Below are 19,459 nucleotides of genomic sequence, written 5' to 3'. Positions count from 1 at the left end.
CGACTACTGATACGATCCGGGGGAGGGCAAACCGGCCGCCACGCACCCGGGCCTGGTGGAACGGCACACAAAAAAGGAGGCTACGTGGTCGAGCAGGTACTGAACGAGCGGCAGGCGAAACGCATGAAGGCGAATTTTCGCCGGGAGCTGCATTCGGGGGGTACGCATGAGGAAGCCCGAATCAGGATCACGGAAGAACTGCAGGACATGACGGGCCTCGACGAAAAGGAAGCCCGGATCGCCACGGAGCAGATCGAGGAAGAGATCCTTCAGGAGCTGGGGCGGGTCAGCAAGCTCGATGTCCCGGCGATCGACGCCCGGGCACAAAAGCGCTGGTACACCGGCCCGAGTAAGGACGATACCTTCTGGCCCACCCTTGAATCGCATCTGCTCTACGCCAAAGGTTGGACTCCGGGGTCCGTGCAGTCCATAGACGACCTGTCGACGTCCGTAGTCGCGCGGCTTGCGCCACCACGCTCCAGGGATGACTTCTCGGTCCGGGGACTGGTGGTCGGTTACGTGCAATCCGGCAAGACCGCCAACATGACGGCCGTGATCGCCAAGGCGATGGATACGGGGTACCGGCTGGTGATCATTCTTGCCGGGCTGACCGATGCCCTGCGAAACCAGACGCAGGAACGCATGGAAGCGGATCTGGTGGCAAGTCACCCCGAACTGTGGGAGCGCCTCACCACACTGGATAACGATTTCGACCCGGGTACGCGCCAGGGCCTGACAAGGCCACACTGCGGGACGATTCTCGCGGTGGTCAAGAAAAACACACATGTTCTCGCTCGGCTCAGGGACTTTCTCGAGCAGACCTCGAAAAACACACGCAGACAGCTCCCCGCGCTGGTCATCGACGACGAAACCGATCAGGCAAGCCCGGATGTCAGTAATCAGAACGAAGAAGAGGATCCGAGCACGATCAACCTCCGGATCCGCGAGATCCTGGTACGCCTGCCGAAAGCATCCTATGTGGGTTACACGGCAACGCCGTTCGCCAACGTGCTGATCAATCCGGCAGCCGAATCGACTGAGCAGTACCACCAGGATCTCTATCCGCGGGACTTCATTCTCTCCCTGCCGGCGCCACCCGAATACTTCGGGGCCGAAACGCTGTTCGGCCGAGACATGCTCTCGGCCGACGACACCGATGCGAACCGCGAAGGGCTTGATGTCGTCCGCACCATCACCGAAGACGAGGTCGAACGGCTGAAGGCGATTGGCAATGGCGAGGTCGGACCGGAAACGGATCTGCCGCCCTCTCTCGACAATGCCATCCTTTGGTTCACGCTGGCATCGGCGGTTCTACGTTTTCGGCAGGGGGCGCATACCACGATGCTGCTCCACACGAGTCGGCTGACCGATGCCCATTCCTCTTTCGAATTGGCGGTCAAGGGCCGACTGCAGTCGCTGCTCCAGCTCGACCGGGATGAGCGCCGAAAGCTGTTGCGAAAGGTCTGGCGGCGGGAATCGACGGCGTTGCCCTCCGAGAGATTCGGACACGCGCTTCCGGATGAAGAAGCCGTTCTCGACGACGCGGAAGAGCTCCTGAATGAGGTCGACGTCTTTCAGGACAATTACATGAGCGGTCAACGGCCGGTGCTGACATCCGAAGATGATCCGGCGGCCGCGATCATCATTGGCGGTGATCGACTCGCGCGGGGCGTGACCCTGCCCGGGCTCATCGTCAGCTACTTTGGCCGGAACGCCCGCCAGTACGACACCCTGATGCAGATGGGCCGGTGGTTCGGCTATCGCCACGGGTACGAGGACCTGCCTCGCATCTGGATGACATCCTCTACCCGGTCGAATTTCCGGGAGCTCGCAACCATCGAGGCCGAGATTCGCGAGGACATTGCCGCCTACAGTGACGGTGCAAGCCAGCCGATCGACTGGGGCGTGCGCATCCGCCAGGTTCCGGGGATGCTGGTCACCCGGGCGCCTGCAATGCAGCATGCAAAGAAAACGAACCTCTCCTATTCGGGCGAACACCTGCAGACCATCCGGTTCCTGCACCAGGATCCCGACTGGCTTTCTAGCAACTGGGATGCCGGAGCACGTCTCCTGCAACGGGCTCAGCAGGATCCCAGCACCTCCGAAACGGAAAGCGCACAGGGGGCAGTCATACACAACGTTCCCGTGGACGCGATTCTGGAGTTCCTGTCGCAATACCGGACAACCCACCAGGTGCGCACCAACACGAAGGCCCTGGCAAGATACGTGGAAAAATACGACGACCAGGAGCTGGCCCGCTGGAATGTAGCGGTCGTCATGCCTGCATCGGGTCCGGCGTCCGACAAGGCTCTTGGCCCGCTCGAGGCTCCCCGCCTGGTCAACCGTTCCGCCATGTCGGACGCTCCGGATGACTGCACCGATATCAAGGCACTCATGTCCCGCGGGGACATCCTGATCGACGTGGACCAGCCGCCGCCGGCGGGGATGGAGAACAACTGGCGCAAGCTGAAGGAATACCGGGCGGGCCTGCAGGGCGGCCGGGGCTTCCCTCTGCTGCTCCTTTATCCGATCAACGCCGACTCCCGGCCCTTCCGCGGTTCAAGCCGGCAACCGCTGAATGCCGTGGATCACGTACTTGGAATGGGACTCGTCTTCCCCGAATCTCCTGGCGGGTTCGCGGGCCACTACATCACCGTGGATCCCGACAAGCTGGCAGAGGGCCAGGAGGCCGAATCCGATGACGAGTGAGTACAGCGGACAGCTTCCGGCCCGGGAGCTTCTCTGGATCTGGGAGCGTCTGACGCGCCGTGTAGGCGAGGACGACAAGCCGGTCTTCGAGCCCGCTGACGAACACGACCACGATGCGCTGCTGCTGGGTCTCGGGGAAGCAGGGGTGCCTCGCGCAATGGTGCCCGTCGAGCCGGATCACAAGCGCGCCTCTGACCTCTCGTCCAAAAACGTGGTGGTGGACCTGGCGACCGTTTGGTACGGCGGCCGAAAGCTGCGGGTTCTTCGACTGACCTGTACGGAACCGAGGCTTCACCCCGTGTTTGCGGAGCTGGTCTCGGATATCCACCGCCGTCTACTTCAGGGCCGTTCGGGAGCCGGCGCGGTGCGCAATGCGGTCGGGGATTTCAGAAAGCTGCTCGAAGCCGCGCCAGCCGGAGACGTCACGCGGGAAGAAGCTGCCGGTCTCGCCGGGGAGCTGATGGTCCTCATGGACCTGATGCGCCTTGCCCCGGATGCCTGGAATGCATGGGAAGGGCCGCTGGGGGGGGAGCACGATTTCCACCGAAACGAGCGTTCCCTCGAGGTCAAAAGTTCCACCCGCCGCGAACCCTCCTCCGTGGAAATCCACGGCATCCGTCAGCTCGAAGCCCCTTCCGGCGGACTGCATCTGGTTCACCAGATACTCGTGCCCGATCCGCAGGGAGAAATCTCCGTCCCGGATCTCGTGGACGGCCTTTACGTGCTCGCCCCGGCAGCCCCCGGGCTGAGCGAACGACTTGGCGCCTCCGGATATTCCGAAACCATCCGGCAAGCCTGGGAGATGCATCGTTTCAATCCGGGGAAGCGAACGATTTTCACGGTGGGAGAGGACTTCCCCCGCATCACCCCCGACCGGCTTAAGTCAGGTGAGACCGACCCCGGAATCGATTCAGTGCAATTCTCGTTGCGCCTTGATGCACTGGACCAGTGGGCCGTTGCCGATGAAGAAAGGAGTCGGGTCATGGAGGAATTCCTGCATGAAGGATGAACCGAAAGTTAGCCGGTCCAGCCAGCCCTACAGTGATTTCGGGGACCTTTCCGGAACTGGCGCAAGGCGTCTGCTTGGGACCCCGGCCACGGAGCCACTGGAAACGGCGATTCGCGAGAGCGGCCAGAACAGCTGGGATGCCCGACTTCCCGGAGAAGTCCCGGAATACCTGGTCAGAATCAGAACACTCACGGAAGGGCAAACCCGCTACCTCAGGGACGTGGTGTTCGAGGATCTGTCATCCGATCCGGCGGCTCCACTTGAAGAGCTGTTCCGCAAGCCCCGCATCCGAGTTGCCGAGATCTGCGATTTTCGGACGCATGGTCTGACCGGGACTCCAAGGCCTTCGGAACTCACGGACTCCCGCGACTCTCGCTTCGTGCGGTTCCTCCGAAACATAGGAAGTCCTCGCCGCGACGGGAGTGAATCTGGAGGAACCTACGGCTACGGAAAATCTTCGTTGTTTGCGCTGAGTTCCTGCCAGACTGTGATTGTCGACAGTCTTACCAGTGATGAAGATGGCTCGAGCGAGCGGCGTTTCATGGCCAGCCGCATGGGCGAGGAATTCCATGACCCCGAGACCCAGTGCGGATTTACGGGCCGCCACTGGTGGGGTGCCAAGACCGAGGAGGGCGGGGTGGTCGACCCGGTTCGCGGCTCAGAGGCCCGGCATCTGGCAGAGTCGTTGGGATTTCCCGAACGCGATGATCAGAGCAGGACCGGCACCTCGGTCCTGGTCCTCGACCCCGTGGTGGGCATCGAATCGGACGATTATCCGGCTCTCGCGTCCTATATCCATCGAGCCATCTTGTGGCTTTTCTGGCCAAAGATGGTCCCTGAGGACGGGGTGGAAAGCCCTCCCATGCGGTTCCGGGTCGAACTCGAAGGCCACGAATTTCCCCTTCCCGACGTAGAGCAAAGCCCCCCCTTCCATCTTTTCGCGCAGGCATTGCAGAAAGCCCGTTCGAGATCGCCCGAGCGTGCTGAACCGATCATGTGTGGAAAACCGAAGAAACTGCTGGGTCACATGGGCCACGAGATCGGATACATCGAGGGCAGACCAGCCCATCTTCAGGGAGAAGACGGTCTTGCCATGCCCGAGGTTTCACACCATGTCGCCCTCCTCAGGCCGGCGGAACTGGTGGTCAAGTATCTCGAGGGCCCCGTACACCCTAAAGAGAGCCTGGAGTGGGCGGGCGTTTTTATTTCCTCTCGCGATCAGGATGTGGAAGAAGCCTTCGCTGCCGCCGAGCCACCTACACATGACGACTGGAACTTTCAGTCGCTTCCCAAAGGTTCGCGTGCGAAGACATTCGTCAGGGTGGCTCTCTCTCGGATAAAGGAAAGGACAAAAGAACTCCTTCCGGACCCGCGTTCCCCGACCGGTGAAGGTTCGGAAGGACTGGCCGGGATCGCGGACCGTCTCGGCAGCGATTTGCTTTCCGGTGACGGTGACCGGGCCGTACGCCGCAAGAAGCCGGGAAAAACAGGCGGCGGAACAAGAGGCCCTGTCCGACTAAGCGGGATTCGTTCCGGGGAACTCCAAACGGAAGATCATCAGACAATCGCCACATTCCATTTCACGGTCGTCGGGTCGACGGGAAAGAGGGTGGAACTCATCGCCCGTCCTGCCATCGCCGCAGAGGGGAGTGAGAGCATTGAAGTGAGCCCGGATGGAGACAGGCCACGATTGTGCGGGTGGGAACTGGACGGCGAGCACTCTGGATCGGCCGAATCTGTCGTCACCAACATGGCGGGCAAAAAAATGGAAGGTTCGGTTCGTGTGACTGTGCCCCCGGGCGTGGCAGTCAAGCCAAGGATCAGCGTCCGGGAGGTGCGTGCCGATGAGTGAGGTCGTAGCCTTCCCGTTTCTTCGTCCTGACCCGGGCGTAATCACCGCCGGTCCGTGGCATCGCGAATTGGGTGAAGATCTGCGGGAACCCGTGCCGGAGATCCTTCCTCACTGGGACTACTCCGTTGACATCAACATTGGTCGGAGTCTGATGATCGACTTGGTCGATCTGTGCCGGCAGACGCAGCTGGAGCTCGACAGCACGTTCCTGCTGAACGTCTTTCTCCAGACCGGCGATATGCCCGTGAGGCGCAATGTCTTCTCGAAGACGGTCGCCGCGGACACTCTGGATCACGGCGAGATCGCGATCGGTCCGATCAGAATTAACGGGGATACGCTCCAAGGTCGTATCGAGCTCTTCACCAGCCTGGCCTTCAACCATGGGAGCCGCCTGTCCCGGCTTGCCCCACTGGCACCCGGCAGCCGGTTGTGGGACGACCGATTTGTCATCCAGATCGAGGGGGGCGGCTCCAGGATGCCCATGGAGTCCCGAGACTTCTCCAGCTTCTCGAGGCAACTTTCCGATGCGCCCTGGTATATCCACCTCAGCGCCAACCGCGTGGAGGAGCGTTTCGCGTCCGTTTTCCGAGTCATCCTGAATACGGCGCGGCCGGACATCTATGGCCCGCTGATCCGAGGCGAGCAGCCGCTGACATTGCTTTTCAGGGCGGAGATCGTGCGGCACATTCTTATGCGGTTGCTTCTCTCGGAAGAACTCGAATTCGATGCGGGGGATTTTCCCGACGGAAGTCTGGGCGCCGTCGCACTGTCCTGGCTGGCTACGGCATTTCCGGAGGAAGATGTCGGTCAAGTCCGGCAGAAGGCGATGGACGATCCGGCCCGTTTTGAATCCATGATCAGCTCGGTTTTCGGCAACCCTGATGACGATTGAACTGTTTCCGCGTCTGGACACCTTTTCTGCCCGGGAGATCTGGGAGGATTATTCTTCCGATCTGGATCGCATACCGGAATGGGACATTCACCATCCCGCCGTGACCTACACGCAGACGGGTGGATCAAAGGTCACTGATGGTCGCCTTCGCGGAATTCGCTCCCGACTTGTGGAGATTGCCGGGGAGTGCGGATTTCCGGAAAGGGCTCCGCGGGAAGCAACGACGCGCTTCGACCTGCTTGCTGCACGCTATCTGAGCGAGGAATCTGGTATCCCTGTGTGCGAGGCCATGCGCCAGGACATCTGGGCGTATTTCTCGTTGATTCTTGCGCCGGACATCACCGACTGGCGGTTCGACGGGCGCCCACGCGAGCGCTGGACTTCCGGCATCCGGAACACCTTCGGGATATTGTGGCGCCGCGGATATTTGATCGGAGTCGACCACCAAGACGGCAGGGGCGGCGGATGGAAAACGTTAGAGGCTCTTACTCAAGATGCACTGGTGCAGATCATGGAAAGGACATCGCTGACGTCTGACCCGAAGACCGCGAGGATCATTGCTGAAACCTGGTGCCACACAAGCGAATTGCGCTCGCGGGAGGCGCCAATGGAAGCGGTCATGCGCTCCGCCAGCCGGAATTTGCGAGCCTACCGCGTTACGCAGGATCTGGATGCTCTCCCCGAAAAAAGCCTGAGGGACCGAGTTTCTGCAGCATTCCGCGCCGCCCTGAAAGAACATACGGCGGGGTCTAGCCGGCCTCAGTGAATACCGTTGTCTCCGCGGTTATGTCCTGCTCGTGCCATTCTTCGAGGACCGCGCGGACGATGTCTGCGATCTGTCGAGCGAGCCACGGAGGCACCGCGTTCCCCACTTGATGATACTGTTCGGTGCGGTTGCCCTCGAAGAAGTAGTTGTCGGGGAACGTCTGGATGCGGGCGGCTTCGCGTACCGTAAGTGATCGGCACTGTTCGGGGGCGTGGTGAATGTAGTAATGCCCGTCCTTGGATATGTGGCTTGTTATCGTCTTCGCTGGCTGGTCGCGCAGCTGGACACGAAAGCGGTCCGCAAACTTTCCACTCATCCAGTTCGCGTGGTTGGGAGCCAGACTCGGCAAGGAGAAATCTCCAGCGCCGGAAGGAGAACGGCCGTATTCCCCGGCGAATGTCGCTGCGTAGACGTATCGCCCCAAGTCACTTGGCATGTGGGAGCGGGCCTGGTGGTTGAGTACGCTTTCCAGCCTGTCGTCGTGCAACCACCGTTCGAGCGCTTCGTGTTCCGGTAGTCGGTAGCTCGCCACCTTCGGACATCTCAGGCCGCCACGGGACCAGCTTTGCTTATCCCGGATCTCGCGACTCGTACGCTCGAGGCTGGCCGCAATATCGCTCTGACCGTGACTCCGCGCGTCACGGGCTAGTTGACTGATCTGGTCCCTGACAGCGTCTACCCAGGCTGCCGGGCTGTCATCCCGAGACAGCCCGCTCCGCAGCGGTGGAAGACCGGCCAGGGCCTGACCAAGAGAAATCTTCTGGCGAGCTTCTAGCGCGCGGGGGTCAACTTTTATGTCTTCGCGAACACCAACCAAGAAGACCCTGTGACGGGTCTGTGGAATACCGTAATCTTCGGATCGGACCAGAAATTTGTGTCCATCGAAGCAAGCCGGCGAGTTACCCCGCCTGAACACGGTCCCGGGATCCACCAGGGAATGGATTCGATAACCCGGACCGTTAGGGCCGCGCCCGAGCGCTTCGTCGGGATCCACCAAGTCTTCCAGGATTCGGTGAAAGATGCGTTCGCCGCCTACTCTAGAGGTGAGAATCCCCTTGACGTTCTCCATGACAAAGACGGCCGGGCGATAGTGCTGGATCAGCTTGAGGTATTCACGATAAAGAAAATGCCTCTTGTCTTCCTCGGGCACATACCCCGCGATACCGCGATTCCGGGCTCGGCCGACAAGCGAGTACGCCTGGCATGGAGGGCCGCCAACCAGAATGCCATTCGCCCCATCAAACCCTCGTTCATCGAGCCTGTCGGCAAACCGCCTGTCATCGTCCGGGTCGCCGAGTGTGACGCGCAGCGCTTCCTGGCCGGCCTCTTCCCATGCATCTCGGGTTCTCTCCGAATAGGGGACGGGGGCCTGTCCGTGAACGTATAGGTAATAGTCGTCCAGCGAGTCCCCATCTTCCTCGAGAAGCCGCTTGAATGCCCGGAGACGCAGTGTCTTGTGAGCAGGAACCGAACATTCCGCGGAGAGTTCTATGCGAAAGAAGTCGCTGAGCGAGGCAAAGCCTTCACCCAGTCCGCCTGGGCCCGCAAAGAGATCAATTACCGGTATGCGCTGGCTCACTAACCTGTCCTTGGGGCCGAGAGTTGCCCCAGAGGAGCAGAGGCCGGGATCATATGTGAATGGTTGACGTAGTGGACAAGGCCACCCGCTCGCGGATGATGTCCGGGATACGGTCTGGCAACACGCAACCCGAAATGAGGGTGCGGCGCTTCCTTCATTCCCGGGGGTTTCGCTATCGGCTGCACGTTTCGGCACTCCCCGGAAAACCGGATCTGGTGCTCAGAAAGCACAACCTTGCTGTCTTTGTACATGGCTGTTTCTGGCATCGACATCAGGGTTGCCGGCTTTGTACTACCCCCGCCACCAATCAAGACCGCTGGCAGAAGAAGTTCGCTTCCAATGTCAAGCGGGATCGTGGTAACCGGGATATGCTTCTCGCTTCGGGATGGCGCGTTCTCACCCTTTGGGAATGTGGTCTCAAGGGACGGTTCAGGGAATCTGATCTTGCGTGGCTCTCCGACTGGATCCACGGCGAAGAGCAATTCCGCGAATGGCCTTGCCCGAAATCGAGCGACTAGGTTTCGATCGCATGCTACCAGGTTCGACTCGGATGAGCATCGTCTGGGAGCTGGGGCACGAACTGCCCGCCCGGCTCCTGCACCTCGCCCGCCGCACGGTGCTGTAAAGGAAGAGGTGCGGGCTGGCCGCCTGGGGACTTGCTCTCAGGCGGGTAGCGCGGCCTGGAGCTGCCGCAAGGCGGGCAGATATCCCGGCAGCCGGGAGTAGAGTTGCTCGGCCAGCTTCTCGTCGTGGGTGTGCGAGGCGCGGTTGCGGTCATCCAGCATGGCGAGCCAGATGGCCTCATCCGATATCCAGCTCTGGCTCAGAGCCAATCGCAGGCAGGATCGTGGCGACGCGCACTCCAGCCCTTCGGGCACCGCGGCTGCCTTTACGGATTTCCACGCCAGTTCGAAGGTGAATTCGAACCGCTGAATGCTGGCATCCCGGGCCAGGTCGCTGGTGGGCGCCTGCAGGGCTTCTTCAAGCCGGCCGAGGGCCTTGCCGAAACTGTCGCGGACGGCGGTCAAAGCGGGATTCCCTCGCTTTCGATTTCCTTGCGCAATTCATCGCTGACCTCGGTCATATCCACCAGGTCGAAGGTGTAGAGGGTGCGCAGGTCCTCGATGTGCCCGCGGAGTCGGCCCCAGTCGCTGATGGAAACCTCCCTGGCAGGCAGCACGGCGAGGTCGATGTCCGAGTTCCACCGAGCGGTGCCGCGTGGCCAGGACCCGAACCAGAACACCTTTGCATCCTGGCCGAATTCTTCGCGTACGAGTTCCGCGGCCGCATGCGCGAGGTGGTTCACACGTTCGCGGGGCGGGAGTGCCTCTGCCGTGTTTCCGGTGCTGGCGTGGAGGGTCGATGCCATGTTTCGGACCGCCTTGGGCTTTGGCTCGACTATAGCATTCGGCCCTCAATGCCTGGGAGATACGGATCAGGCGGTCTGTAGCGCCGTCTTCTGTTCCCAGGCGAGGGCATGGCGGACGATGAGGTCGAGGTCGGCGTAGCGCGGTTCCCAGGCGAGGGTCTGGCGGATGCGGCGGGCGTCGGCCATCAGGGCGGGTGGGTCGCCTTCGCGGCGCGGGCCGAGGGTGACGGCGAAGTCGACGCCGCTGGCGCGTTTCACGGCATCGATGACCTCGAGCACGCTGTAGGCGTGGCCGTAGCCGCAGTTGAGTACCTGCGAGGCACCGCCGCCGTCGAGGTGTTCCAGGGCGCGGACGTGGGCTGCGGCGAGGTCCTCGACGTGGATGTAGTCGCGTTCGCAGGTGCCGTCGCGGGTGGCGTAGTCGGTGCCGAATACGGTGATGCCGTCGCGCTGGCCGGTGGCGGCCTGGCAGGCGACCTTGATCAGGTGGGTGGCGTCCGGGGTGGCCTGGCCCAGCCGGCCTTCGGGGTCGGCGCCGGCCACGTTGAAGTAGCGCAGGCTGACGTAGCGCAGGTCGGAGGCGGCGCCCAGGTCCATGAGCATCCGTTCGGACATCATCTTGGAGGCGCCGTAGGGGTTGATCGGTTGTAGCGGTGCGTCCTCCGCGACCGAGACGGTGTCGGGGATGCCGTAGACGGCGGCGGTGGAGGAGAACACGAAGTAGCGCACGCCGGTGGCGGCGCAGGCCTCCAGCAGGTTGAAGGTGTTGCGGGTGTTGTTGCCGTAGTACTTGATCGGGTCGGTGACCGATTCCGGCACGATGATGTGCGCGGCGAAGTGCAGCACGCCGTCGAAGCCGCGTTCGAGCGTTTCGCGCAGGCGCCCGGTATCCGCCAGGTCGCCGACGACCAGCTCGGTATTCCCCACGGCCCAGGCGTGCCCGGTGCTGAGGTTGTCGTACACGGTGACGTCGTGCCCGCCCCTGCGCAGATGCTGCAGGACATGGCTGCCGATGTATCCGGCACCGCCCGTTACCAGCAGATTCATCCGTCGCCCCCCGGTTGTGATGGGTTGGGGCTGGCGGGGCGCGTCAGGAGTCCGGCGGTGCCGGGCGACGGCCGTATTGCCAGCGATACCACAGAATACCGAGGTACTCGTGCAGGGCGAGCCAGCTGGTACGCATGGCGTTAGCCTGGGGTTTGAAGGCGCCTAACGACAGCCTCGTGTCGTGGGCGACGAAGGCGCCGGTCGGGGCCGGGATGGCCTCCAGCCCGGCGCGCTCGAATGCCGCAGTGGCGCGCGCCAGGTGGTGCGCATGGGTGACGAGCAGGACGCGTTGCATGCCGCGTTCGTGCAACAGCGCGGCCGAGTGCCGGGCATTGCCTTCCGTGTCGCGCGCACGGGGCTCCTGCCACACCGGACTGACGCCGAACTCCGCGAGGACCTCGGCCATCCAGCGGGCTTCCGGTTCCCGGTCCTCCGGGCCGCCACCGGTGGCGACCACGGGGAGTCCGGTTTGCCGGTGCAGGGCGGCGGCGTAGCGCAGTCGCACCAGGGCCAGGTCGTTGACCGTTTCGCCGGAGAATTCCACCGCACCACTGCGATACCCGGCGCCGAGCACGACGATGGCCTCGGCGTGTTCCAGCGCGGCCGTGTCGGGCGGCGAGTAGGCGGCCTGCAGCGGGGCCATGAGGGCGTGACTGACGGGCGGGATGCTGAACGCGTAGGTCAGGAGCAGCCCGCCGGTCAACAGGGCCTTGCCCGCCAGGGTCCGGTACAGAAGCAGGCCCGCCAGGGCCAGCAGGAGCGGGCCGCTGGGCGGGAGCAGAAACCAGTCGGCAAGGAAGCGGAGAGACAGAAACTCCACGGGACACTCCTGTTCGGTGGAGGTAGATGGCCCGACGTCTCCGTAACACGAACGTTAGTCCTGGAGCGCCGGGAATGAAGACCTTACGTGGACTCTGTTCATACCCGAGGCCTAACATCAAGTTGCTTGTGGAATCCGGTATTCCCGGTAAGCGTAGCCAGTTTCCGCGACCTTTGAGGTGCGGTGCGGGCCCCGTTCCCGGTCGGGTGAAGCCTCTAACAACCGCCAGAATCTCCAAGGGGGAGTCGTGATGTCCCTGATCAATGCTCCAAAGGCCGGGTCGAAGTCCGGGCCAAGGTTTGGCTTCGTCATCCTGCTGCCGGCCTTGTTGCTGGCAGGCTGTGCCACGACGGATTACCCGGAGGCCCCGACCTCCATCGAGCGCACGGTGATCGAGCAGTACATCATCGGTCCCGGCGATTCCCTGCAGGTATCCGTGCGCGGCAACCCGGATCTTTCCACCGGCGTCTCGGTACGCCCCGACGGGCAAATTACGACCCCGTTGGTCGAGGATGTCCAGGCGAGCGGGCAGACGCCCACGGAGCTGGCCCGTGTGATGGAGGAGGAGCTGTCCCGCTTCCTGCGTGACCCGATCGTCACGGTGATGGTGACCGGTTTTGCCGGGCCCTATAGTCGCCAGATCCGCGTGATCGGGCAGGCCGCCGCGCCGCAGGCGCTGCAATATCGCGAGGAGATGAGCGTGATGGATGTGATGATCGCGGTGGGCGGCATCACCGAATTTGCCGCTGGCAATCGCGCAGTGATCGTGCGTAACGAGAATGGCGAGCGCAAGCAATATGGGGTGCGCCTGGACGACCTGGTCAACGGTGGCGATATCTCGGCCAACGTGGACATGCTGCCCGGTGACACGCTGATCATTCCTGAACGACGCTTCTGACGAACCCGGAACGGGGGGCCGGTTTCCGGGTGGGTGGGCCTTTGAGGCACCGCCCGGGAACGACCGCCCCCATTGATCGGGCTCGGGGACGGTAGCCATGGACCCCCTGAAAAGGACAAACAACTCTTCTGTGCACGCGCCTCGGCGAGGCGGCTAGTCGTGCGCATCTTTGGCCACTACATCCGCCGCCGCGTCCTGATGCTCGCGGGCGCGGAGTTGCTCGTGGCGTATCTGTGCCTGTATGCGGTGCTGACCCTGCCGCCCTTCCAGCCGGAGGCTCTCAGCCTGCTGGACCCCCAGCTGATGGTGGCGACGCTGGTCGTCCTGGTCGTCCTCACTCTGGCCGGCCTGTACGAATCCGACTACCTCGCGACCCGCAGCACGCTACGGTCGCTACTGCGCCTGGTTCCGGCCATCCTGGTGGTGGGCGGGCTGCTGCTGGCCTATGGCGCCATGGTCCCGGCTGCGCTGTTTTCGCCGATCGCAGTCGGCGGCGGCGTGCTGCTCCTGCTGACCGGTCTGGTCGCCGAAAGGACCCTCTGGCGCAACTTTTCCGATGCGGATGCCTTCAAGCGCCGGGTCCTGGTGCTGGGCACCGGCAGCCGGGCCTGCGCGATCGACACGATCCATCCGGACAAGTATTCGGAAGAGCTGCCGTATCGGGTCCTCGGGTACATCGCTACCCAGGGCGAGAAGGATTGCGCGCGGGATCCGGGACGCCATTTCCAGCTCGGGAGCGATGCCAGCCTGCTGGACATGGCGCGTGAGCACCGAGTACACGAGATCGTGGTCGCGATCCGCGACCGACGCCACAACCTGCCGATCGGGCAGCTGCTTGAGTGCAAGCTCAACGGGGTTGCCGTTACCGACGTCTCGAGCTTCTTCGAGCGCGAATTGCAGAAGGTCCAGCTGGACTCGCTGAACGCCAGCTGGTTGATCTTCGGCGAAGGCTTCCGGCAGCACTGGACGCGCAACGCGGTGAAACGGACGTTCGATGTGCTGGCCAGCGCCACACTGCTGGCGGCGACCCTGCCGGTGATGCTGGCCACCGCCCTGGCGATCAAGCTGGAGAGTCGCGGCCCGGTGTTCTACTGGCAGACCCGGGTGGGTCAGGGGAACGTCCCGTTCGAGGTCTGCAAGTTCCGCAGCATGCGCGAGGACGCCGAGGTCGATGGCGTCGCGCGCTGGGCGGTGCATGACGACGACCGCATCACCCGTGTCGGGCGCATTATCCGCAAGCTGCGCATCGACGAACTGCCGCAGGTTATCAATGTCTTCCAGGGCAGCATGTCGTTCGTCGGACCGCGCCCGGAGCGGCCGGTGTTCGTCGGACAGCTCACCGAGCAGATCCCCTATTTCCCCGCGCGCCACACCATCCGTCCGGGGATCACCGGCTGGGCTCAGGTGCGGTATCCCTACGGGGCCTCGGTCGAGGATGCGCGGCAGAAGCTGCAGTACGACCTGTATTACGTGAAGAATCACACCCTGTTTCTGGACATCCTGATCCTGTTCGAGACCGTCAAGGTTGTACTATTCGGCCGCGGGGCCCGCTGAATCCGCGATGCTGATGCCCCTGGCCGCGACGAGCTATCTGACGGCGGCACTTGCGTTCCTGGTCCTGGCCGTTGTGACCGTGGTGCGCTGGCGCAATCGCCCCTCGGCCCTGTGGATGGTGCTGGCCTCGCTGCTGTCGGTGGGATGGGCGGGATATCTGGGCTTTCTGGCCTGGCACTACGGGACCAGTGCTGCGATCTCCGGTGGGGTGATGGAGGTGGCGCGCAATGCCGGTTGGTTTGCGGTGTTGCTGGCGCTGCTCGCCGGCAGTGGCAGCCGCCCCGGGGTGGAGCCGCGTGCGTTGCGCTGGTGGGGGGCGGCCACCACGGCGTTCCTGCTGTTCATCCTGGTGCCGATGCTGTGGCCACAGTTGCTGGGCGCCATCTGGCCGGGGCTGGCAACCCTGTTGATGGCGATTGCCGGACTGGTGCTGGTGGAGCAGGTCTACCGCAACACGCCGCCGCAGAATCGCTGGGAGATCAAGTTCCTCTGCCTGGGCCTGGGGGGCCTGTTCGCGTTCGACCTGTTCCTGTTTGCGGATCTGGTGCTGTTCCAGACGATCGACAGTCCGTCCTGGCAGGCCCGCGGGTTCGTCAACGCGCTGGTGGTCCCGTTGCTCGCGGTCGCGGTGAGCCGGCGCCTGCCGCACCGCGAGGGGCCCACGGTGTCCCGCCATCTGCTGTTTCACACCGCGTCGCTGTTCGGGGCCGGGCTGTATCTGCTGGCGGTCGGGGGCGCGGGGTATTACCTGCGCCACCACGGGGGCGATCTGGGCGCGCTGCTGCAGGTCACCCTGCTGTTCGGGGCCGTGCTGCTCCTGGCGATCGTGCTGTTTTCCGGCAGCGTCCGCGCCCAGTTGCGCGTCTGGCTGGCCAAGCACTTCTTCAACTATCGCTACGACTACCGCCAGGAGTGGCTGCGGTTTACCGGCACCCTGGCGCAGACGGACCACGAGATCCCGTTTCGCCAGCGGGCCATCCAGGCCATTGGCGAGCTGGTCGAGAGTCCGGGGGGGTTGTTGTGGGTTCGTCGGGACGACAGCACCTTCGCCCTTGACGGGGTCCTGAATCTGGGCCAGCCGGACTATCCGTCAATGGAACCGGACGACCCGCTGGTGGCGTTTCTGACGCAGTCCGGCTGGGTGATCGATATTGACGAGTTCCGCCGCGATCCGGCGTTCTATCACGGGCTCGATCTGCCGCAGTGGCTGGTCGACAACCCGCGCCACTGGGCCGTGGTGCCGCTCCTGAAAAGCGATGGCCTGGAGGGCTTTGTCGTGCTCGCCCAGCCGCGGGCACGGCACCGTATCGACTGGGAGGAGCGCGACCTGCTGAAGACCGCGGGCCGTCAGCTGGCGGTCTACGTGGCCCTGGTGCAGACCGACGAGGCGCTGCTGGAGGCGCGTCAGTTCGAGACCTTCCACCGGCTGGCGGCGTTTCTGGTCCACGACCTCAAGAACGTATCGGCCCAGCTGTCCCTGATCAGCTCCAACGCCGAGCGTCACCGTGACAACCCCGAGTTCGTGGCGGACGCCTTCCGCACCGTCGGCAATGCACGCGAGCGTCTGGAACGCACCCTCGCCCAGTTGCGCAAGGCGCAACCGGGTGCCGACAGCCCGCGTCAGGCGATCGCCATGGACACCCTGTTGCGCGAGGTCGCCGGCGATAGCCGCGAGATCCATCCGCTGCCCCGAGTGGCGATCGACACATCCGCGGAGGTCCTCGGAAACCGTGATGCCCTGCGGAATGTACTGCTGCACCTGGTGCGGAATGCGCAGGAGGCCACACCGGATAACGGCGATATAACCTTGACCCTGAAAACCCGGGATCAATGGGTCATTATCGGAATCAAGGATAACGGGTCCGGCATGGACGAGGACTTCGTTCGTCGGCGGCTCTTCCGTCCGTTTCAGACCACCAAGGGAAACGCCGGCATGGGTATTGGGCTGTATGAGGCCCGCGACCTGGTGGTCCGGATGGGCGGGCGGATCGATGTTTCCAGCCGCGTCGGCGAGGGGACCACCTTCACGTTGCGCCTGCCGCAGCACGGCGCATGACAACCCTCCCCGCCGTCCACCATCACGTCCTCCCCGGGCCGGGTGCAATGTAATGGAGTCGATGCTCAAGCTTCTGATTGTCGAGGATGACACCGGCCTGCAAAGCCAGTTGCGCTGGTGTCTGGACGGCTACGAGATCCTCCAGGCCCAGGATCGTGCCAGCGCGATGTCCCACATGCGCCGTCACGAGCCCGAGCTGGTCACGCTGGACCTGGGTCTGCCCCCGGACCCCGCAAACGCCACCGAGGGCCTGGCACTCCTGGAGGAGATCCTGGCGTTCAATCCCGGGGTCAAGGTGATCGTGGTCACCGGCAACGATGATCGCGAGAACGCCCTGAAGGCCGTTGCCCTGGGGGCCTACGATTTCTATATCAAGCCCGTGGACGCCGAACTCCTGCGTCTGATCGTGGACCGCGCCGCGCGGCTGTACGAGCTCGAGGAGGAGAATCGGCGCCTGGCCCGTGGCGGCGTCTCTTCGCTGTCCGGGCTCATCACTGCGGATCCGCGCATGCTTCAGGTCTGCCGCATGGTGGAACGCGTGGCGCCCTCCGACGCGACGGTGCTGTTGCTGGGTGACAGCGGCACCGGCAAGGAGGTCCTGGCGCGCGCCGTCCATGACCTGAGTAACCGCGCCAAGGAGCGCTTCGTTGCGATCAACTGCGCCGCGATCCCCGAGAACCTCCTGGAAAGCGAGCTGTTCGGCTACGAGAAGGGCGCCTTCACCGGTGCTACCCGCCAGACCATCGGCAAGATCGAACACGCCGACAAGGGCACGTTGTTCCTGGACGAGATCGGCGATCTTCCGCAGAGTCTGCAGGCCAAGCTCCTGCGCTTTCTGCAGGAGCGCACGGTCGAGCGCCTGGGCGGGCGCAACGAGATCCCGGTGGATGTGCGCATCATCGGTGCGACCAATCAGGACCTCCAGGCGCTGATCCGCTCGGGCGATTTTCGCGAGGACCTGTTCTATCGCATTAGCGAGATCGCCATCGACATCCCCCCGGTACGCGAACGTCAGGGTGACGCAACCCTGTTGGCGCATGCGCTTCTGGAACGCTTCGCCCGCGAGCAGGGCAAACCCCGCCGCGGCTTCACTGCCGATGCGCTGCGGGCGATCGAGGGCCACAGCTGGCCCGGCAACGTCCGCGAGATGGAGAACCTGATCCGGCGCGCCGTAATCATGGCCGACGGCAATCTGGTGACCGCGGAAGATCTCGGCTTGCAGGACCGGGATCAGGATCCGCCGCCGGAGCGCCTGCGCGAGGCCCGTGACCGGGCCGAATATCAATCCGTAATCAAGGCGATGGGGCGCACGAACGGCAACATCGCCCAGGCAGCCGACACTCTCGGCATTACCCGTCCAACGCTCTACGGCCTGCTCGACAAGTACGGGCTCAGATGAGGAGCACCATAGTGACTACCCGATACATGCAAGAAGACGCCGGGCTCGCCCGGCCCCGCCCCATCCGGATACCGAACGGGCGGCTGAAGCCCCTGGCCCTGGCCGTGGTGCTGGCCACCGGTGTGGGTCTGGCCGGCTGCGACCAGATCGGGGCGGGCAGCGAACAGGACTACCTCGAACGCGCCCAGGCCCTGCAGGAGAAGGGCGACTACCAGGGCGCGCGCATCGAGTACCGCAATGCCCTGCAGCTGAATACCGATGCCCCCGCCACTCGGCAAAGGCTCGGGGTGGTGTACCTGCAGTTGAACAACCCCGAGGAGGCGCTGCGTCAGCTGGAGCGGGCGCAGTCGCTCGGGATCCCGGACGCTCAGGTGGCGTTGCCGCTGGCCGAGGCGTGGTTCGCGACCGATCGTCTTGTGCGCATCCGTGAGCAGGAGGTGCCGGAGGACCTGGCGGCGGAGGAGCGGCCGCGGCTGCACGCCTTGCGGGCCGTCGCCTTCGCGGCCGTCGGCGAGCGCGAGGCGGCGGAAGGCGAGCTGGCGCAGATTGGAGAGCGCGAGCAGGAGCCGCTACAGGCCCTGGCGCATGCCCACCTGTCGATGGCCCAGGGCGATGCCGAGCACGCGATCGCATCCCTGGAGCGGGCCCTTGACCTGCAGCCCGAGCTGGGACAGGCCTGGAGTCTCCTGGGCGAGTATCGGCGCATCACCGGCGACCCCGAGGGTGCGGAAGAGGCCTTCAGTCGAGCCATCGAAGTGCGCCCGGCCTCGGGGCGCGATCACATGGCGCGGGCGATGGTGCGTCTGAATGCCGGTGATTACGAGGGTGCGCGGGCGGATGTCGACGGCCTGAAGCAAGGCGGCTCGTCGCATCCGGGCGTGCATTATCTGGACGGGATGCTCCTGATGGAGCAGGAGCGGCATAGCGAAGCGCGGGCGAGTTTCGAGCAGGCTCTGGCCGGCAATCGCTCCTACAGCCCGGCGCTTCTGGGCCTCGGCCTGGCTCATCGCAGTCTCGGCAACATGGAGCAGTCCGAACACAACCTCAATCGTCATGTTCAGGAGAGCCCCGGATCGCTGCAGGGCATTCGTACGCTGACGGCGATCTATCTGGAACAGGATCGCGTGGAGGATGCCCTGCAGTTCGTGGAGCGGGCAAGCCGTGACTACACCGGCGAGCCGGCCGACATGGCCGAGCTGCGCGGGCGACTGCTGCTGGTTGCCGGCGATTCCGAAGCCGGCATCGATGCGTTGCGCGACGCGGCTGCGTCGAGCCCGGGTTCGCAGGGTCTCCAGGAATTGCTGGCGGTGGCGCTGCTCCGGGGCGGGGAGACGGAAGAAGGTCTGGATGCGCTGCGCGCCGCCGGAGGCGGCGAGGCCTCGGCCCAGCAGGTGGATACCACGCTGGTGCTGTACCTGTTGCAGACAGGACGCTACGACGAGGCACTCGAGCGGGCACAGCGTCTGCAGGAGCTCCAGCCGGAAGCGGCCGGTCCGTTGAGCCTGCAGG

The 19,459-nt window shown here is 63.9% G+C and carries 17 protein-coding genes; 12 read left to right on the top strand and 5 right to left on the bottom strand.

Going from position 1 to position 19,459, the window contains the following annotated elements:
• Positions 1-84: 84 nt before the first annotated feature.
• From D575_RS0105215 to D575_RS0105195, 5 genes are read left to right on the top strand one after another with little or no spacing between them, the layout of a single operon-like run.
• Positions 85-2,709, top strand: a complete 2,625-nt coding sequence (locus D575_RS0105215; RefSeq protein WP_018144860.1) for a Z1 domain-containing protein — start codon at positions 85-87, stop codon at positions 2,707-2,709.
• Positions 2,699-3,718 (top strand): PD-(D/E)XK motif protein, encoded by a 1,020-nt coding sequence (locus D575_RS0105210; protein WP_018144859.1) that lies wholly within the window; start codon positions 2,699-2,701, stop codon positions 3,716-3,718. The genes D575_RS0105215 and D575_RS0105210 overlap by 11 nt, the downstream gene beginning before the upstream one ends.
• The gene (locus tag D575_RS0105205; protein WP_026182058.1) at positions 3,708-5,570 is read left to right on the top strand and encodes a hypothetical protein; all 1,863 of its coding nucleotides are present in this window, start codon (positions 3,708-3,710) and stop codon (positions 5,568-5,570) included. The genes D575_RS0105210 and D575_RS0105205 overlap by 11 nt, the downstream gene beginning before the upstream one ends.
• Complete coding sequence (locus D575_RS0105200) at positions 5,563-6,462, top strand: hypothetical protein (RefSeq protein ID WP_018144857.1); 900 nt, start codon at positions 5,563-5,565, stop codon at positions 6,460-6,462. Before D575_RS0105205 ends, D575_RS0105200 begins: the two co-directional genes overlap by 8 nt.
• Entirely contained in the window at positions 6,452-7,228 is a 777-nt protein-coding gene (locus D575_RS0105195) for a hypothetical protein (protein ID WP_018144856.1), read from the top strand. Before D575_RS0105200 ends, D575_RS0105195 begins: the two co-directional genes overlap by 11 nt.
• Here D575_RS0105195 and D575_RS0105190 read toward each other — a convergent pair.
• On the bottom strand, positions 7,212-8,807 hold the full coding sequence (locus D575_RS0105190; protein ID WP_018144855.1) for a DNA cytosine methyltransferase: 1,596 nt from the start codon (positions 8,805-8,807) through the stop codon (positions 7,212-7,214). The two genes, D575_RS0105195 and D575_RS0105190, sit on opposite strands and share 17 nt — an antisense overlap.
• A gap of 59 nt (positions 8,808-8,866) precedes the next feature.
• On the opposite strand from D575_RS0105190, the gene D575_RS13895 reads away from it, so the two are divergent.
• A complete protein-coding gene (locus D575_RS13895; RefSeq protein WP_018144854.1) occupies positions 8,867-9,325 on the top strand; it encodes a very short patch repair endonuclease in 459 nt (152 codons plus the stop codon).
• A complete protein-coding gene (locus D575_RS14610) occupies positions 9,298-9,432 on the top strand; it encodes a hypothetical protein (RefSeq protein WP_255349314.1) in 135 nt (44 codons plus the stop codon). Before D575_RS13895 ends, D575_RS14610 begins: the two co-directional genes overlap by 28 nt.
• A gap of 37 nt (positions 9,433-9,469) precedes the next feature.
• On the opposite strand, the gene D575_RS0105180 is transcribed toward D575_RS14610, so the two are convergent.
• From D575_RS0105180 to D575_RS0105165, 4 genes are all read right to left on the bottom strand, one after another.
• A complete protein-coding gene (locus D575_RS0105180; RefSeq protein WP_018144853.1) occupies positions 9,470-9,835 on the bottom strand; it encodes an HI0074 family nucleotidyltransferase substrate-binding subunit in 366 nt (121 codons plus the stop codon).
• Positions 9,832-10,176: a nucleotidyltransferase family protein gene (locus D575_RS0105175; RefSeq protein ID WP_018144852.1), complete on the bottom strand. Its 345-nt coding sequence runs from the start codon at positions 10,174-10,176 to the stop codon at positions 9,832-9,834. The genes D575_RS0105180 and D575_RS0105175 overlap by 4 nt, the downstream gene beginning before the upstream one ends.
• A 66-nt stretch (positions 10,177-10,242) precedes the next feature.
• A complete protein-coding gene (gene galE / locus D575_RS0105170; RefSeq protein WP_018144851.1) occupies positions 10,243-11,223 on the bottom strand; it encodes a UDP-glucose 4-epimerase GalE in 981 nt (326 codons plus the stop codon).
• 43 nt (positions 11,224-11,266) lie between these two features.
• Positions 11,267-12,043, bottom strand: a complete 777-nt coding sequence (locus D575_RS0105165) for a YdcF family protein (protein ID WP_018144850.1) — start codon at positions 12,041-12,043, stop codon at positions 11,267-11,269.
• A 250-nt stretch (positions 12,044-12,293) separates the two neighbouring features.
• Between D575_RS0105165 and D575_RS0105160 the strand changes: the two genes are divergently transcribed.
• The 5 genes from D575_RS0105160 to D575_RS0105140 all read left to right on the top strand — a co-directional run.
• A complete protein-coding gene (locus D575_RS0105160) occupies positions 12,294-12,941 on the top strand; it encodes an XrtA/PEP-CTERM system exopolysaccharide export protein (protein ID WP_018144849.1) in 648 nt (215 codons plus the stop codon).
• 159 nt (positions 12,942-13,100) lie between these two features.
• The gene (locus D575_RS0105155; RefSeq protein ID WP_018144848.1) at positions 13,101-14,495 is read left to right on the top strand and encodes a TIGR03013 family XrtA/PEP-CTERM system glycosyltransferase; all 1,395 of its coding nucleotides are present in this window, start codon (positions 13,101-13,103) and stop codon (positions 14,493-14,495) included.
• Between the two features lie 7 nt (positions 14,496-14,502).
• Complete coding sequence (gene prsK / locus D575_RS0105150) at positions 14,503-16,551, top strand: XrtA/PEP-CTERM system histidine kinase PrsK (protein ID WP_018144847.1); 2,049 nt, start codon at positions 14,503-14,505, stop codon at positions 16,549-16,551.
• A 61-nt stretch (positions 16,552-16,612) separates the two neighbouring features.
• Positions 16,613-17,950, top strand: coding sequence for a PEP-CTERM-box response regulator transcription factor (gene prsR / locus D575_RS0105145; protein ID WP_018144846.1), 1,338 nt, complete (start codon positions 16,613-16,615; stop codon positions 17,948-17,950).
• Between the two features lie 11 nt (positions 17,951-17,961).
• Positions 17,962-19,459 (top strand): tetratricopeptide repeat protein (locus tag D575_RS0105140; protein WP_231367505.1); only part of this gene is annotated, 1,498 nt, incomplete at its 3' end.

The sequence above is a fragment of the Thioalkalivibrio sp. AKL6 genome, from assembly GCF_000376905.1.
GTDB lineage: Bacteria > Pseudomonadota > Gammaproteobacteria > Ectothiorhodospirales > Ectothiorhodospiraceae > Thioalkalivibrio > Thioalkalivibrio versutus.
Note: the sequence above shows the minus strand (reverse complement) of the source record. Positions and strands in the feature narration are given on the sequence as shown.

Excerpts from the sequence above, each read along its gene's own strand:
- galE (WP_018144851.1), bottom strand. The coding sequence starts at position 11,223 with ATGAATCTGCTGGTAACGGGCGGTGCCGGATACATCGGCAGCCATGTC.
- D575_RS14610 (WP_255349314.1), top strand. The coding sequence starts at position 9,298 with ATGGCCTTGCCCGAAATCGAGCGACTAGGTTTCGATCGCATGCTACCA.
- D575_RS0105205 (WP_026182058.1), top strand. The coding sequence starts at position 3,708 with ATGAAGGATGAACCGAAAGTTAGCCGGTCCAGCCAGCCCTACAGTGAT.
- prsR (WP_018144846.1), top strand. The coding sequence starts at position 16,613 with ATGCTCAAGCTTCTGATTGTCGAGGATGACACCGGCCTGCAAAGCCAG.
- D575_RS0105160 (WP_018144849.1), top strand. The coding sequence starts at position 12,294 with ATGTCCCTGATCAATGCTCCAAAGGCCGGGTCGAAGTCCGGGCCAAGG.
- D575_RS0105175 (WP_018144852.1), bottom strand. The coding sequence starts at position 10,176 with ATGGCATCGACCCTCCACGCCAGCACCGGAAACACGGCAGAGGCACTC.
- prsK (WP_018144847.1), top strand. The coding sequence starts at position 14,503 with ATGCTGATGCCCCTGGCCGCGACGAGCTATCTGACGGCGGCACTTGCG.
- D575_RS0105195 (WP_018144856.1), top strand. The coding sequence starts at position 6,452 with ATGACGATTGAACTGTTTCCGCGTCTGGACACCTTTTCTGCCCGGGAG.
- D575_RS13895 (WP_018144854.1), top strand. The coding sequence starts at position 8,867 with ATGGTTGACGTAGTGGACAAGGCCACCCGCTCGCGGATGATGTCCGGG.
- D575_RS0105200 (WP_018144857.1), top strand. The coding sequence starts at position 5,563 with ATGAGTGAGGTCGTAGCCTTCCCGTTTCTTCGTCCTGACCCGGGCGTA.
- D575_RS0105210 (WP_018144859.1), top strand. The coding sequence starts at position 2,699 with ATGACGAGTGAGTACAGCGGACAGCTTCCGGCCCGGGAGCTTCTCTGG.